Origin of the sequence: Idiomarina sp. H2 (assembly GCF_004364275.1) — a bacterium.
Classification (GTDB): domain Bacteria; phylum Pseudomonadota; class Gammaproteobacteria; order Enterobacterales; family Alteromonadaceae; genus Idiomarina; species Idiomarina loihiensis.
Genome location: NZ_SNZY01000003.1, coordinates 45,983 through 61,534 on the forward strand (window position 1 = coordinate 45,983; position 15,552 = coordinate 61,534).

The following is a 15,552-nucleotide window of genomic DNA, read 5'->3' on the forward strand; positions in this document are numbered from 1 at the left end:
AATTGAAAGATAAAGGAGTTAAGCAAATATGAGTGAACACGACTGGAGTAACAAAAGTGAACAGGAGTGGCGCGAAATATTAGGCGATGAAGCTTATTATGTACTGAGAGAAAAGGGCACTGAACGGCCGTTTTCCGGAAAGTATTTAAGCTGTGATAAAGACGGCGTTTACCGTTGTGCCGGTTGCGGTCAGAAACTTTTTGAAGCAGGACATCAATTTGATGCACATTGCGGCTGGCCAAGTTTTGATGAAGCCATAAAAGGCTCAATTGACTATGTAAAAGATTCAAGCCATGGCATGACTCGTACTGAAATACTCTGCAGTCAATGTGGTGGGCATTTGGGCCACGTATTTGACGATGGCCCAACAGAAACTGGACAACGCTATTGCGTTAACTCACTAGCGATGCGTCACGAAGACGATGAGTAGTAACCGCGGAATTTACCCTCTTCAATTTTATCGACAATCGCTTCAGCGCGATCATCCCAGTCGTCGTATTGGTCTTCGCTGGCATTAACAATTGATTTCATACTGTTTTTATCCAGGTTTTTCTGGCCGAACTGCCAGGCAACCTGGGACCAGACATAAGCTTCAGGACCATTACCTTCTTTTAAATACATAGAAACTAAAGTTGAAGGTATTTCAGGGTTTACTTTGTCATCGGGACGATACAGCCGGAGCGCGCTGTAAAGAAGCTCAAAGGTTTTTTCCGAGTCTTTCTTGGTATAATAGGTGGCTAACGCTAGTTTAAGTTCAGGCGTTTCCATTTTTTTGCTGCCCTCTAGTGCGAGAAGCTTATCCAGTGCTTCATGGTCGCTTCGGTTGGCCCAATGCCAGTATAGCCATAGAGGGTGTTCGGAATCGGCGGTCTCGTCAGCCAGCTTCTCTATATTTTTTCGTGAGTTAATAAAGGCCTCTAAACGATCCGACTGCTTCTGTTTTGATTTTGTCATTTCAAGTGTTGCAGCCAGCTCGATACATTTTGAGTACTTTTCCAGATCCCGCATGACGAAATACTGGTTTTCGCTCGTATCGTTTAGACTACGTTCATAACGACTGTAAATAAGTTCGCTACGTTCTACGTTGCACCAGTTATCGGTATTTAAATCGCTACAAATACCAGGAGTAGAATCGCAGATTTTACTGACTGACGGCTTTCCTTCCATACATCCGGTTAAAGCGAGAGCAGCACTTGTAATAACAATTTTTTTAAACATAGGTATCAACATTTTTTTAGTGAAACACAATTGTTTCGTAAAATTGGCTTCATGCCAAGCTTTTCAGTACAATATCGCGGTTTTTAAGCGTAGCACTTTATAAGCTCACAGACATTACCATAGAGGACAGGGCTCACTATGAACTCTAACCAGCAGGATCCAACCTTATCAAGTTGGCAGGAACGTCAGGAATTCGCCGAGCAGATGCAACCTTTGCTTGGGAAGTTGTACCGGAACTTCGGTGTTGAAATTTTGGTTTATGGCCGTTCATTACTGAACGTGTCGACCATTAATATTATTAAGGCACACCGTCTTATTCTTCGCCACGAAGGGCAGAAAGTTCGTTTACGCGAAAGCTTTCCGTTCTTGCAGGCTATGGCCGAGCTGAAATTGTCCCCGGCACGCGTTGATTTGGGCAAACTTGCCTATGGCTACTTGTTTGGTGATAAAGCTGATGGTTTGTCGGTTACAGATTACGTCAAACGTGAGTTAGCAGATATCATTGACTCAGAAGATAATATCGAGCCACGCGACGTGGTTTTATATGGTTTTGGACGGATAGGCCGATTATTGGCTCGTCAGTTAATTGAACGTAATGGCGGCAACAACAAAATGCGCTTACGTGCCATTGTTGTTCGTGGCGGTCGCGATGGCGATTTAGAAAAGCGGGCAAGTTTACTGCGCCGTGACTCAATCCATGGCTTATTTAACGGTTCAATAACTGTCGATCACGATAGCCAGAGCATAAAAGCTAACGGTACCAGTATTAAAGTGATCTATTCTAATGGGCCAGACCAAGTGGATTATACCCAGTACGGTATTAATAACGCGATTGTTATCGATAATACCGGTATCTGGAAAGATGAAGATGGCCTGGGTCTGCACCTGAAATCAAAAGGTGTTGATAAAGTGCTTCTGACGGCACCGTCAAAAGGTGATATCAAGAATATCGTGTTTGGCGTGAACGATAAGATGATCGAAGACAGTGATAAAATTGTTTCTGCAGCAAGCTGCACGACCAATGCGATTACACCTGTGCTTAAAGCAATAAATGATGAGTTTGGTATTCGTAACGGTCACGTAGAAACGGTTCACTCGTACACTAACGATCAAAACCTGATTGATAACTATCATACCGCCGAACGTCGTGGTCGCTCAGCGCCTCTTAACATGGTTATTACCTCTACCGGCGCGGCTAAAGCTGTTGCTAAAGCACTTCCGGAAATGGCTGGTAAACTGACAGGTAATGCCATTCGCGTGCCGACCCCGAATGTGTCAATGGCAATTATGAATCTGAACTTTGAAAAGTCGACAAGTCGCGAGGAATTAAACGATTATCTGCGTCAGGTTTCTCTGCATTCAGAACTGGCTAACCAAATTGACTATACCGCTTCGACTGAAATCGTTTCTTCAGATTTAGTGGGTTCACGTCATGCTGGTGTGGTTGACTCTCAGGCAACAATAGTAGAAGACGACAGAGCAGTACTGTACGTTTGGTATGACAACGAATTTGGTTATAGTTGCCAGGTTATTCGTGTGGCTGAAGCTATGGCCGGACTTAAGGTTCCTAATTTACCTAAATAATTGAAAAAGCGCCTGCGGGCGCTTTTTTTCTACTCTCTTTCTCAGAAACAACACATAAAGGTGAAGTATGCATATCACTGCAAACTTTGACAGTGGCAATATTCAAGTTATCAGTTCAGACAATGCCGATAACATTCGTTTAGCTATCAAGAAAGATCATCAATCTGATTTTTATCAATGGTTCCATTTTAAGCTGTTTGCTGAAGCCGGCGAAGAGCACGTGATGACGATTGAAAATGCATCTGATTCTGCTTACCCCGACGGGTGGAAAGAATACCAGGCACTTGCCTCATACGATCGTGAGACCTGGTTCAGGGTTCCGACGGAGTACAATGGCAAAGAGCTGACTATTCGTCATACACCAGAGCAGGAAAGCGTTTATTATGCGTATTTCATTCCTTATTCGTACGAGCGTCATCAGGACTTGGTTCAATCAGCTCAACAGTCAATTGACTGTTATCACGAGCTACTAGGCGAAACGATAGACGGCCGCGAATTAAACTTATTGGTTATAGGTGAACCTGCTGAGCATAAAAATACCATTTGGGTGACTGCACGCCAGCATCCGGGGGAGTCAATGGCTGAGTGGTTTATGGAAGGCTTAATTACACGTTTACTAGACGACGAAGATGGCGTTGCCCGTAAGTTGTTAGACGAAAACGTTTTTTATGTCGTACCAAACATGAACCCGGATGGTAGTGTTCGTGGACATCTTCGGACGAACGCTGTTGGCACGAACCTGAACCGCGAATGGGCAGAGCCAAGCCTGGAGAAAAGCCCGGAAGTTTTTTATGTACTAAAACGCATGCAGGAAACTGGTGTTGATATGTTTCTTGATGTGCACGGTGATGAAGCTTTGCCTTATAACTTTGTCGCGGGCTGTGAAGGTATTCCTTCATATGACGAGCGCCACAAAGACTTAGAAGAGACCTTTAAGTCAGCCTTTTTAGCTGCAACTCCGGAGTTTCAGACTCAATACGGTTATGAACTGGATGAGCCGGGTAAAGCAAATATGACAGTCGCAAACTCTGCGGTGGGTGAGCGTTTCAAGTGTTTATCTTATACGCTGGAAATGCCGTTTAAAGACAATGCAGACTTGCCTGACGAAGATTTCGGCTGGTCAGTAGCTCGTTGTCAGCGTTTAGGAGAAGATGTTTTAACCGCAATATTGGCAGTCTCACCAAAATTGCGTTAAAACTAGAGTTGGATCACAAAATAATAACAACAAAAGGGGGTCTTCCTTGGAAGCGCTCAACAATTTTTTGCTTTGGATAGACGGGTTTCTAGGCTCTGCAGCCTACTTCCCGTTTCTTTTGCTCGGTGTGGGATTATTTTTCTCACTGTATCTTGGTTTTCCTCAGGTACGCTATTTCAGACATGCCTGGAGAGTACTGGCAGGGAAATTCGATAAAAAAGACTCACAAGGTGATACCAGCCACTTCCAGGCCTTATCGACCGCGTTATCAGGCACTGTGGGCACCGGTAACATTGGTGGAGTTGCGCTGGCAATATTTCTGGGAGGCCCGGCGGCTATCTTCTGGATGTGGATGACGGCATTCCTTGGTATGACCACGAAGTTTGTCGAAGTTACCTTGTCGCATAAATACCGTGTCAAAACCGAAGACGGCACCATGGCCGGTGGCCCTATGTACTATATGGACCGCCGACTTAATATGAAATGGTTAGCGGTTATCTTTGCCATTGCGACTATCGTTAGTTCCTTTGGCACCGGAAATATGCCGCAAATTAATAACATTGCTCAGTCAATGGAGCAGACTTTTTCAATTGATCCGGTCTGGACGGGGGCTATCCTCTCTATTTTGCTGGCAATGGTTATTATTGGTGGCATCAAGCGAATAGCAGCGGTTACCTCAAAAATCGTTCCTATTATGGGAATTGTTTATGTTATCGGTTCTTTGAGCGTTATTTTCTTCAATATCGATAATATCGGCTCATCTTTCGCTTCTATTTTCACTGACGCTTTCACCGGTTCTGCAGCGGCAGGCGGCTTCCTTGGCGCCAGCTTCGCCTATGCGTTTAACCGTGGCGTAAACCGTGGCTTATTCTCTAACGAAGCGGGGCAGGGTTCAGCTCCAATCGCACACGCGTCAGCAAAAGCGAAAGATCCGGTTGCTGAAGGTTTGGTTTCAATTCTTGAACCTTTCCTGGATACCATCTTAATCTGTACCTTAACCGGTCTGGTTATTTTGTCTTCCGGGGTATGGACCGAGAAGTTTGAGAACAATTTCGCCAGAAGTGACCTCGATTTCGTAGTGGGTGAATACAACGACGTAGATAGTGAAGACCGTCAAGAGTTGTATAAATACCTGAACGGGATCGGTGATACTGAAATTAAACGCTTTTCAGGTACGCTGGATGTTGTAGATGGTAAAGCACAGACCAATGGTGAAATTACTATTTTGCATGCGCGCTCAGTCGCTGAAGACGTGCGTTTCATTATAGCAGGAGAAGACGCTTACAATGGTCAGGTTAGAATTGAAAAAGGTAATCTGATTAAAGAGGACATTGAAGTTGTTGGGAAATCACTGGTACATTCCGCGGCTCTGACCTCGTTGGCTTTTGCTAATGGGTATTTCGGAGACTACGGGCAGTACATTATTCCCATTACTCTGCTAATGTTTGCTTTTTCTACCGCAATAGCCTGGTCGTACTACGGTGACAGGGCGGTCGTTTATCTGGTCGGCCAAAAGGGAGTTATGCCTTATCGCATATTGTATGTGGCAGGCTTTTTCTGGGCCTCATTCGCAGATACTACCCTAGTCTGGACAGCCTCTGCCGTTGCTATTGTCTTAATGACTTTACCCAACTTACTGGGTATGATTTTGCTGCACAAAGAAATGAAATCGACGGTGAAGTCTTACTGGAAAGATTTTGGCGATGCCGACAAGAAAAAGTAACAAAATAACGGTCAATTAAAGCAAAACGGTCAACCCAAAGTTGGCCGTTTTACTTTTTATTCCCTCGCAATGCTTGAAATTGAGAGCAAAAGCCTTATATTGCAAGGACTGCATAAGAGATAGGTAGTTTATGGCGTTAACACAATGTCCTTCGTGTAATAAACGAATTTCAAGCAAAGTAAAAGAGTGTCCTCATTGCCAGTTTGTGCTGGCTGGTCAGTCTAAAGATGATATAGAACGTGAAGCCATACGGCTAAAGCAGGAAAAATCCGATAAATTAGTTTCTCGTTCAATGCTCGCCTTACTGATATCGATTGCCGCTTTTACTTATTTATTCCTCCAGCAGCCCATGCCTAAAACATGGCAATACAGTGTTGCTGTGGGTTTAATGGTCGGAGGATTAGTTTGGTTTATAATCAACCGCGTGCAGCTTGTCTTTTTAAAAAAGAAAAAGCGGTAAACTATGCAATTTGATGACTTAATTAAAAGTATGAATCAGGACATTTACGAGCGGCTGGTTCAGGCGGTTGAAACCGGGAAATGGCCAGATGGTAATCGTTTAACGGACGAGCAGCGTGAGAACTCCATTCAGCTGGTCATGGCTTATCAGGCGAAATATGCCAGTACCGAAGAGCCTTTTACCATTGGTGCTAATGGCGAAATCGTTACGAAAACCAAACGGGAATTAAAAGAGCAGTTTAAGACTGACTCTGGTGAACAAATTGCTCGTTTCAAACTCGATCAACAAGAAGGCAAATTATGAGCTCTCAGTTGTATTCTGACTTATTAGCCCAAAGCCGGGCCTTAACAGAAGATGAGCCCGATTTAATTGCAAACCTTGCGAATATCTCTGCGCTACTTTATGAACACATTGAAAACATTAATTGGCTGGGGTTTTACCTGACTCGTTCTGATAACGAATTGGTTTTAGGTCCTTTTCAGGGGCGTGTTGCTTGTGTCCGAATTCCTTTTGGAAAGGGCGTTTGTGGCGTTGCTGCAGAAACCCAAACCTGCCAGAGAGTTGAAGATGTTCACCAATTTGCCGGACATATAGCCTGCGACTCAGCCTCAAACAGCGAAGTGGTTGCACCTATCGTCGTTAATGGTAGAACCGTTGCGGTGCTGGATGTCGACAGTCCTTCAGTCGGGCGCTTTAGTGAAGAAGATGCAAAAGCCATCCAGGCTATTGCCGACTATTGCCAAACTCTGAATTGGCAAGGGTTGCAGTCATAGTATGTTTGTTGAATTTGATATTCACAGTTACTTAGTAACCAAACAAGATGTTATTTTCTTTGAAGAGCAAGAAGAAGAGGCCGCTGATAAAATTAATGAAATGCTGCATCTTATTAATGCATTGAGAGAAGATGACGATACAACAGAGCAGCTTGAAGAAATGGTTCGCCGTACGTTGTACGACTGGATTGAAGAGCCTGCATTACTAGATTTGTCATTTGATGAAATGGACGACTATGTTCGAAACTTAATGAAAGTTGTCCGCGAACAGGAAGAAGAATGGAATGAGTGAACCTGAAAAGCTGACGAAAAGTAAAGATGTCATTGCCTATTTAACCGAACAGTTTCCAGACTGTTTTACGATTAAAGGCGATGCCAAACCTTTAAAAATTGGTATTTTTGAAGATTTGGCGAAACGCCTTGAGGACGATGACAAAGTAAGTAAAACACGTTTAAGAACAGCTCTGCGTCATTACACCAATAGCTGGCGGTATCTGTACAGTGTTAAAACGGGGGCTCAGCGAGTGAACCTAGATGGCGAGCAGGTTGAAGCTGTAACGGAAGAACATCAGCAGCATGCCCAAGAGACTTTAAAAGAATCTAAAGCTAAAGTTGCAGAGAAAAATAAAGCAACCAACAAGGCTGCCGCCAAAAAAGCTCCGGCTAAAGATAAACCTGGAAATACAGCAAAAGCTAAACCGAAAACCGCAAAAAAGCCGGCCAAACCAAAAGTTAAATTGGCTGATGTGGAACTCAACAAGCTTTCTGTTGGTCAACAGGTTCAGGTAAAAGCGGGGAACACCCCCATGTCAGCAACAGTTTTAGAGCTGGACAAGGACGACGTTCAGGTTCAGTTGCAAAACGGTTTAATTATGAAAGTTAAAGCAGATAAGATTTTTCTGCGCGCTTAGGAGTAGTCAATGAAACACTGGGCTGTAAAGAAATGTGCATTGGCACTGATGTGTGTTGTTCCTGCTGCGGTTGCGATACCGCCAGAGCACAAGATCAGTGAATTACCAGAGTTAGAGCAGGAAGCTCAGCATGATACAGCCAGTGAGCGTATTACGTCCTACTTTACCCGTTATCATTTCAGTAGTCTGACCCTGGATAATGAGTTATCTGAGCAAATTCATGAGCGCTACTTTGACTTGCTGGATTACAGCAAGATGTTTCTGCTAAAAGAAGATGTAGAAGCCGCACAGGAGTATCGTCATTTATTTGATGACATGCTGAAACGGGGCGAACTTGATGTTGCTTACGACATTTATCAGAAAAGTCTTGAGCGTCGTTTCCAGCGTTACGAATATGCTCTATCTTTACTGGATGAAGACAAACCGATAGATTTTTCGGTTGAGGGCGACAAATACTATTATGATCGCGAAGATGCTGAGTGGGCAGAATCTAAAGATGAGTTGAATGATCTTTGGCAAAGCCGCGTTAAATACGATGCGCTTAATTTGAAACTGGCCGGTAAAGAGTGGCCTGAGATAGTTGAGACACTTGGTAAGCGTTATAACAGCGCATTAAACCGACTGACAAAATCGAAAAGCGAAGATGTTTTTCAAACCGTTATGAACGCGTTTGCCCGTTCAGTTGAACCACATACAAGTTACCTTTCGCCTTCCAATTCAGAGCGATTCCAGCAAAATATGAATCTTGAACTGGAAGGAATTGGCGCTGTGCTTCAGTCAGAATATGATTACACAATTATTCGTAGTTTAGTACCCGGTGGTCCGGCGGATAAAACCGATGAGCTCTCTCCGGAAGATAAAATTATTGCTGTAGGTCAGGGGACTGGTGAAGACGAAGAAGAATTCGTCGATGTCATCGGTATGCGTCTGGATGATGTTGTTGAGTTAATTAAAGGTCCTAAAGGCACAACGGTTCGCTTGCAGGTTTTAAAAGCCAGTCAGGGCGCTGGTGGCACACCTAGTGAAGTTGAAATTGTTCGTGACAAAGTCAAACTAGAAGACCGTGCAGCAAAAGCTGAAGTCAAAGAGTTTGAAGAGGGGCCGTATAAAGGTCGTCGTCTTGGTGTTATCGAAATTCCCGGGTTCTACAACAACCTGACCGCTGACGTGAAAAAGCTGATAGAAGACTTACAAAGCGACGAAGTAGAAGGTCTGGTGGTAGATTTGCGCGGTAATGGTGGTGGTGCGTTAACCGAAGCCATTAACTTAAGCGGTTTATTCATTGATAAAGGTCCGGTGGTTCAGGTTAGCGACGGTCGCGGACGTATTGATGTCAGTGAAGATAAAGACGGTAAAACATACTACGATGGACCATTGTTCGTTATGGTTGACCGTTACAGTGCTTCAGCATCAGAAATCTTTGCTGCCGCTATGCAGGACTACGAACGTGCCTTAATTATCGGCGAAAACACCTTTGGTAAAGGTACTGTACAGCAACATCGCGGATTGACTCGTCGCTTCGATTTCTACGATAAGCCATTAGGCAGCGTTCAATATACAATTGCGAAGTTCTACCGCATAGATGGTGGTAGTACGCAGTTAAGAGGCGTTCAACCAGACGTTGTGTTCCCTTCGTTTGTTGAAGCTTCAGACTGGGGTGAAAGCAAAGAAGACAACGCTTTACCCTGGGATAAAATTGATAAAGCGAGCTATAGCCCTGTTGATGAAATTAACAGCGCCGAAGTAAAAGAGCTGCAACAGCAGTTAAATCAGAGAATTGAAGATGACCCAGAATTTTCTTACATATTTGAAGAAATAGAACGTTATAGAGAAGAGAAAGATAAAACGTGGGTCAGCTTGGTGTTAACTGAGCGCGAAAAGAAACAAGAGCAGCAAAAAGCCAAGCAACTTGAGCGAGTTAACGAACGCCTGAAACGTGCGGGAAAAGAGCCAATCGAGAACGTTGAAGACGCTCCCGATGAATTTACCGAGGTAGATCCCTTCCTCGATCAAGCCGCTTTGGTTGCATTTGATTTTATTGATAAAAATCAACTCGCCTCAAATTAAATAAACCTTTTAAAAATACCGCCTTTACGGCGGTATTTTTTTGTGCGCTTGTCATAGACCCCAGTTTTGTGGTCATATAGCGCGTTAATGAACACAAACGATTAATAATAATGACAACAAATAATCAGGCGATATCAAGCCGATGGTCAAGTCGGTTAAGTTTTATACTGGCCTCCTCAGCTGCCGCTGTGGGTTTAGGCAATATCTGGAAATTTCCCTACGTTATGGGCGAGAACGGCGGCGGTGCCTTCGTTCTGGTTTACCTCCTTTGTATTTTAGCCATTGGCATTCCAATTATGATGGCTGAAGTGATTATTGGCCGTCGTGGCCGACACTCGCCAGGCTATGCAGCTAAGTCGGTCGCATTAGAGTCAGGCAAGCATCCTGCCTGGCAAGTTGCAGGTTGGCTGGGAATGTTGACCGGTTATCTGGTTTTAAGTTTCTACGCGGTTATAGCGGGCTGGGCGCTGGCTTATGTCTTTAAAGCCGCACAAGGTGTATTTACCAATGCATCTGCCGAAGCAGTAGGAAAAACCTTTGATGCACTGCAAGCGTCGCCCGGCGAATTGATGATGTGGCATAGCCTGATTGTTGTCGCGACCATTTTAGTGGTTGGCAACGGCGTTAAGAATGGTCTGGAAAGGTCGGTTAGACTGCTTCTGCCGTGCATGATTGTGTTGCTGGTTTGTATTGCTCTTTATTCCGGCAGTATTGGTGACTTTTCTGCGGCCGTTGGCTTTATGTTCGAACCAGACTTCAGCAAGTTGAGCGTTAACGGCGTTATGGTCGCGCTAGGCCATTCTTTTTTCACTCTGGGGTTGGCTTCCGGTGTTGTGATTATGTATGGCGCTTACTTACCAAGAGAAACCTCTATAGTACAAACCAGTGTCTGGATTGCTGTTATTGATACCTTTGTCGCGTTGTTAGCGGGACTGGCAATATTTCCTCTGGTTTTCGGTTACGGCTTAACGCCAAGCGAAGGCCCGGGCCTTATTTTTACGACCTTACCTTTAGCTTTCAGTGAAATGCCTGCCGGAGGCTTTGTTGGAACCGTATTCTTCATTATGCTGGTTATTGCGGCGTTTACTTCAGCTATTGCCATGATTGAATCATCGGTTGCCTTTGTTTCAGAAAAGTTTTCCTTAAACCGCTGGCCGGCAACCTTAGTTTCTGCCGGAGTGCTATGGCTATTGGGACAGTTGACCATCCATTCATTTGCCGGCTCCGGCTGGGCTCAATTAGACTCCGAGTGGTTAGGTAAGCCAATTGAGTCACTCTTTGATATTATTGACGTTTTAACATCGAGCTTACTGTTACCGCTAGGCGGCTTGCTGCTCGCTTTATTAGCGGGCTGGGTCATGCGTTCGGAGTTCACGAAAGACGAACTGGATACAAAAAAAGGCATTTTCGATGTCTGGCTGCTGTGCGTTAAATATATTTCTCCAGTCGCTATCATTATTATTTTTTTACAGCTAATAGGCTTTATAAAACTTTAGGTTGAATAATTAATGAGTCATAAAACAAAAGCACCCAGTTTATTACAGGCGCTGATTCCTTTACTTGCGCTAATTGCAATGCTGTCCTCGTCGGTTTATTTATTTGGCGAAGACTCTTCTTATGGACCCAACCAGATAGCCTTGTTAGTGGCGGCCGGTATTGCTGTCATCATAGGTTTTAAAAATGGCTTTAGCTGGGAACAAATAGAAGAGGGCATAACCGAGGGGATTTCTGTCGCCCTGGGCGCAATGTTAATCATTCTTGCCGTCGGTTCATTAATCGGTACCTGGTTACTGTCCGGTACGGTTCCAACATTAATTTACTTTGGCCTGGAACTGCTAAACCCAAGCTTATTTTATGCGGCAAGTTGTATTATTTGTGGCGTGGTAGCGCTGTCTATCGGAAGTTCGTGGACAACTGCAGCAACCATTGGTGTGGCATTAATGGGCGTAGCTTCCGGTATGGGGTTAGAGCCTGGTATCGCCGCCGGTGCAATTGTTTCAGGAGCATACTTCGGCGATAAAATGTCACCTTTGTCTGATACCACCAACCTGGCTCCTGCCGTCGCAGGCACTGAGCTGTTCGCTCACATTCGTTATATGGGGTATACCGCAGGGCCGGCTTTTATTATCTCGATAGCCTTGTTCTTAATTCTTGGTCTTAACGCCGATACCAACGTTAGTTTACAGCGTCTGGAATTGATGCAGGAACAACTAAGCGCAACCTTCAACGTTGGCTGGGAAATGTTGGTTCCTTTAGCTGTGTTGCTATACCTGGCAGCAACACGCAAACCGGCGTTACCCACAGTATTTTTCGGAGCCTTGCTCGGCGGCGTGTGGGCGTTAATTTTTCAACCTGAAATGGTCAGTCAAATAGCCGGAGAAGAGGGCTGGATTGCCTCGTTAAAAGTAGTTTGGTTGGCGTTATCAGATGGCGTAGCGGTGAGTACAGGCAGTGCCAATCTTGATTCATTGTTAAGCGGCGGTGGTATGTCGTCAATGTTAAATACCGTCTGGCTCATTTTAAGTGCCATGACCTTTGGTGCTATTATGGAAAAAGTTGGCCTGCTGGAACGCTTTATCCGCGGCATGTTGAAGTCAGCTAAGAGTGTTGGCTCGCTGGTTACCGGAACCATTTTTACCTGTTTTGGCGCGAACGTATTAACCGCTGACCAATATATGGCGATTGTACTGCCGGGCCGTATGTTTAAAGAAGAGTATGAACGTCGCAACCTGGATCCGAGATTGCTTTCCCGTACTCTGGAAGACAGTGGTACCATTACATCGGCTCTCATTCCGTGGAACACATGCGGAGCTTATATGTTTTCAGTACTTGCCGTTAGTCCGTTCGAATATGGTATTTATGCGTTCTTTAATTACCTGACCCCGCTAATCGCCATAATTCTTGCCTATACCGGCTGGACTATCTTGTATTTGAATCCAAAAGATAAAACGGCTGAAGCCTAATTAGAGCGAACAGCCGTGCGCAAGAAAGCTACTTAGAGAACTAAATACAGAAGGAAGCTATGACACAATTACCAAAGGCTAAATATCGTAAAGATTATCAAGAACCTGAATTCGCAATAACGGATGTCGATTTAACCTTTAATCTTCATCCAACAGAAACTCGGGTAACGAGCGTCTTAAAAGTTGTACGGCAAGGCGATCATGCAAAGCCTTTGGTACTCGACGGGGAACAACTCACCTTATTGAGCTTGAAAGTCGATGGTGAAGACGTCGCTGAGGATGCATATCAATGTAACGAGCACAGCCTGACACTCAACACGTCGCTCAAGTCGTTTACCCTCGAAATTGAAAATAGCATTAACCCAACGGCTAATGAGGCGCTTGAAGGTCTGTATCTGGCTGAAGACACCTTCTGTACGCAATGCGAAGCAGAAGGCTTCCGACGTATCACTTATTACCCCGATCGGCCTGATGTTCTGGCAAAATTTACAACCACAATTATTGCCGATAAAGCAGAGTTTCCATATCTATTGTCAAATGGTAACCGCATAAAGCAGCTGGATCTTGATAACGGAAAACATATGGCAACCTGGCAGGATCCGTTTCCTAAGCCTTGTTATCTGTTTGCTCTTGTCGCGGGTAATTTCGATGTATTACGTGACGAATTTACTACCAGGGAAGGGCGTACCGTCGATTTAGAGCTCTTTGTTGATAAAGGGAATCTGGATAGAGCTGACCACGCCATGTTGTCGCTTAAGAATGCGATGAAATGGGATGAGGAGCGTTTCGACCTGGTCTACGATCTGGATATTTATATGATTGTAGCCGTCGATTTCTTCAATATGGGAGCTATGGAAAACAAAGGCCTGAACGTTTTCAATGCGAAGTATGTTTTAGCGAATCCCGCGACGGCAACCGATCAGGACTTTCTCAACGTTGAGTCCGTTATTGGTCACGAATACTTCCATAACTGGACTGGAAACCGCGTGACGTGCCGTGACTGGTTTCAGTTGAGCTTAAAAGAAGGACTGACTGTTTTCCGCGATCAGGAGTTCAGTTCAGATCTTGGCTCCAGAGCCGTCAACCGCATTCAGGATGTCCGGGTTATTCGTAGCCACCAGTTCGCTGAAGATGCAGGGCCCATGGCACATCCGATTCGCCCGGATAAAGTGGTTCAAATGAATAACTTTTATACGGTGACGGTCTATAACAAAGGCGCCGAAGTTATTCGAATGATCCATACTTTATTGGGAGAGTCCGGCTTTCAGAAAGGCATGAAGCTTTATTTTGAGCGTCACGATGGTAAGGCTGTAACCTGTGAAGATTTCGTTCAGGCTATGGAAGATGCAAACGGCGAAGACTTCAGTCGCTTCCGTCATTGGTACTCGCAGGCAGGAACGCCGGTTGTTACCGCGGAACAGTCTTACGATAAAGATGCGAAGCAACTAACCCTGGTGCTCAAACAGGAAACTGCGTCTACTCCCGGACAAGAGCAAAAGGCTCCTTTCCATATTCCGGTTAAATGGTCAGCCTATAGCGAGCAGGGCGCAGAACTGTCATTAAGTGATAATAATTTATTGCACTTAAAAGAAAATGAAACGACTTTTACCTTTGATAATGTTGCGGAGAAACCCATTTTATCTTTATTCGATAATTTCTCTGCGCCAGTTAAAGTAAAACGCACCATAAGCGATGACGAACTACGAGTACTGCTGGCTCATAGCAAAGATGACTTTAGTCGTTGGGATGCGGCACAGTCTTTGTTTACCCGAATGATTGAAAAGGGAATTAATGACCATTCCGCTATTGAATTATCAGCACAAACTATTGATGCATGCAGGAACCTGCTTCAGGCAAATACGGATCCAGCACTAAAAGCTCTGGCCTTAACACTGCCTTCAGCCTCAACGATTGCTGATAATTATGAAACCATTCCGGTAGAAGCAATTAATACCCAGTTGAAGTCACTAAAAACACAATTGGCAGTTGCGCTGGAGGATGATTTTAGCCAGCTTCTGAGTGCCTGTAAGTCAGAAAAAGCCTACCAGTTAGTGGGTGATGAAATAGCCAAACGTCAGCTGAAACAGGTTTGTTTAAGCTACTTAGCCGAATTAGGCGACGCAGCGACCGATAAGTTGACAGAACAGTTTGACCAGGCCGATAACCTGACTGATCAACTGGGTGCAATGCAGGCCGGAGTGTGGGCTAATCATTCTGCAGCCGAGTCTTTACTTAATAATTTTGAGCAGCAATGGCGTGGCGAAAAACTGGTAATGGACAAGTGGTTCAGCACTCAGGCTCTTGCTAATAACGAAGCTACGGTGGAGCGCGTTAAAGATTTAATGACGCACCCCGATTTCTCGATAAAAAATCCAAACCGGGTGTATTCACTGCTTGCCGCGTTCACTCAAAATCAACCTCAGTTTCATAAAACTGACGGGGCAGGGTATGAACTGATAGGCTCAGTCATTCAACAACTGAATACTAGCAACCCTCAGGTTGCTTCAAGACTCCTGTCTGCTTTTGTCAGTTGGCGCCGGTATGATGAGAAACGCCAGCAATTAATGCGGGATCAGCTTGAGTCTTTACGTCAACTGCCTAATTTGGCCAGTGACTTATTTGAAAAAATAGAAAGTTGTCTAACTGAATAATTATTTA

General features: G+C 44.6%; 14 protein-coding genes. 13 read left to right on the top strand and 1 reads right to left on the bottom strand.

The genetic code is table 11. The features are described 5' to 3' along the window. Positions 1-28: 28 nt before the first annotated feature. Entirely contained in the window at positions 29-430 is a 402-nt protein-coding gene (gene msrB, locus DET62_RS04330; protein ID WP_034820836.1) for a peptide-methionine (R)-S-oxide reductase MsrB, read from the top strand. On the opposite strand, the gene DET62_RS04335 is transcribed toward msrB, so the two are convergent. Further along, positions 412-1,218 carry a DUF2989 domain-containing protein gene (locus DET62_RS04335; protein WP_243734859.1) on the bottom strand — a complete coding sequence of 269 codons (807 nt, stop codon included), beginning with the start codon at positions 1,216-1,218 and terminating at the stop codon, positions 412-414. The two genes, msrB and DET62_RS04335, sit on opposite strands and share 19 nt — an antisense overlap. A gap of 138 nt (positions 1,219-1,356) precedes the next feature. Between DET62_RS04335 and DET62_RS04340 the strand changes: the two genes are divergently transcribed. From DET62_RS04340 to pepN, 12 genes are all read left to right on the top strand, one after another. Further along, positions 1,357-2,802, top strand: a complete 1,446-nt coding sequence (locus tag DET62_RS04340; protein ID WP_034820840.1) for a glyceraldehyde-3-phosphate dehydrogenase — start codon at positions 1,357-1,359, stop codon at positions 2,800-2,802. A 67-nt stretch (positions 2,803-2,869) separates the two neighbouring features. After that, positions 2,870-3,997: a M14-type cytosolic carboxypeptidase gene (locus tag DET62_RS04345; protein WP_110013102.1), complete on the top strand. Its 1,128-nt coding sequence runs from the start codon at positions 2,870-2,872 to the stop codon at positions 3,995-3,997. Positions 3,998-4,043: 46 nt separating this feature from the next. Next, on the top strand, positions 4,044-5,720 hold the full coding sequence (locus DET62_RS04350) for an AGCS family amino acid carrier protein (RefSeq protein ID WP_110013103.1): 1,677 nt from the start codon (positions 4,044-4,046) through the stop codon (positions 5,718-5,720). Between the two features lie 130 nt (positions 5,721-5,850). Beyond that, positions 5,851-6,180, top strand: coding sequence for a hypothetical protein (locus DET62_RS04355; protein ID WP_110013104.1), 330 nt, complete (start codon positions 5,851-5,853; stop codon positions 6,178-6,180). Between the two features lie 3 nt (positions 6,181-6,183). Continuing rightward, positions 6,184-6,483 carry a DUF1315 family protein gene (locus tag DET62_RS04360; RefSeq protein WP_110013105.1) on the top strand — a complete coding sequence of 100 codons (300 nt, stop codon included), beginning with the start codon at positions 6,184-6,186 and terminating at the stop codon, positions 6,481-6,483. After that, entirely contained in the window at positions 6,480-6,953 is a 474-nt protein-coding gene (locus DET62_RS04365) for a GAF domain-containing protein (RefSeq protein ID WP_110013106.1), read from the top strand. Before DET62_RS04360 ends, DET62_RS04365 begins: the two co-directional genes overlap by 4 nt. 1 nt (position 6,954) lies before the next feature. Beyond that, positions 6,955-7,245 carry a hypothetical protein gene (locus DET62_RS04370; RefSeq protein WP_110013107.1) on the top strand — a complete coding sequence of 97 codons (291 nt, stop codon included), beginning with the start codon at positions 6,955-6,957 and terminating at the stop codon, positions 7,243-7,245. Further along, positions 7,238-7,864 carry an RNA chaperone ProQ gene (proQ, locus tag DET62_RS04375; protein ID WP_110013108.1) on the top strand — a complete coding sequence of 209 codons (627 nt, stop codon included), beginning with the start codon at positions 7,238-7,240 and terminating at the stop codon, positions 7,862-7,864. Before DET62_RS04370 ends, proQ begins: the two co-directional genes overlap by 8 nt. Before the next feature lie 9 nt (positions 7,865-7,873). Beyond that, complete coding sequence (gene prc / locus DET62_RS04380) at positions 7,874-9,931, top strand: carboxy terminal-processing peptidase (RefSeq protein ID WP_110013109.1); 2,058 nt, start codon at positions 7,874-7,876, stop codon at positions 9,929-9,931. 110 nt (positions 9,932-10,041) lie between these two features. Further along, positions 10,042-11,427, top strand: a complete 1,386-nt coding sequence (locus DET62_RS04385; RefSeq protein ID WP_110013110.1) for a sodium-dependent transporter — start codon at positions 10,042-10,044, stop codon at positions 11,425-11,427. A gap of 12 nt (positions 11,428-11,439) precedes the next feature. Continuing rightward, complete coding sequence (nhaC, locus tag DET62_RS04390; protein WP_110013111.1) at positions 11,440-12,894, top strand: Na+/H+ antiporter NhaC; 1,455 nt, start codon at positions 11,440-11,442, stop codon at positions 12,892-12,894. 59 nt (positions 12,895-12,953) lie between these two features. Beyond that, positions 12,954-15,545, top strand: coding sequence for an aminopeptidase N (gene pepN / locus DET62_RS04395; RefSeq protein ID WP_110013112.1), 2,592 nt, complete (start codon positions 12,954-12,956; stop codon positions 15,543-15,545). The last annotated feature ends 7 nt before the right edge of the window (positions 15,546-15,552 follow it).

Coding starts and splice junctions, on each gene's coding strand:
- msrB (WP_034820836.1), top strand. CDS start 29: ATGAGTGAACACGACTGGAGTAACAAAAGTGAACAGGAGTGGCGCGAA.
- DET62_RS04335 (WP_243734859.1), bottom strand. CDS start 1,218: ATGTTTAAAAAAATTGTTATTACAAGTGCTGCTCTCGCTTTAACCGGA.
- DET62_RS04340 (WP_034820840.1), top strand. CDS start 1,357: ATGAACTCTAACCAGCAGGATCCAACCTTATCAAGTTGGCAGGAACGT.
- DET62_RS04345 (WP_110013102.1), top strand. CDS start 2,870: ATGCATATCACTGCAAACTTTGACAGTGGCAATATTCAAGTTATCAGT.
- DET62_RS04355 (WP_110013104.1), top strand. CDS start 5,851: ATGGCGTTAACACAATGTCCTTCGTGTAATAAACGAATTTCAAGCAAA.
- DET62_RS04360 (WP_110013105.1), top strand. CDS start 6,184: ATGCAATTTGATGACTTAATTAAAAGTATGAATCAGGACATTTACGAG.
- DET62_RS04365 (WP_110013106.1), top strand. CDS start 6,480: ATGAGCTCTCAGTTGTATTCTGACTTATTAGCCCAAAGCCGGGCCTTA.
- DET62_RS04370 (WP_110013107.1), top strand. CDS start 6,955: ATGTTTGTTGAATTTGATATTCACAGTTACTTAGTAACCAAACAAGAT.
- proQ (WP_110013108.1), top strand. CDS start 7,238: ATGAGTGAACCTGAAAAGCTGACGAAAAGTAAAGATGTCATTGCCTAT.
- prc (WP_110013109.1), top strand. CDS start 7,874: ATGAAACACTGGGCTGTAAAGAAATGTGCATTGGCACTGATGTGTGTT.
- DET62_RS04385 (WP_110013110.1), top strand. CDS start 10,042: ATGACAACAAATAATCAGGCGATATCAAGCCGATGGTCAAGTCGGTTA.
- nhaC (WP_110013111.1), top strand. CDS start 11,440: ATGAGTCATAAAACAAAAGCACCCAGTTTATTACAGGCGCTGATTCCT.
- pepN (WP_110013112.1), top strand. CDS start 12,954: ATGACACAATTACCAAAGGCTAAATATCGTAAAGATTATCAAGAACCT.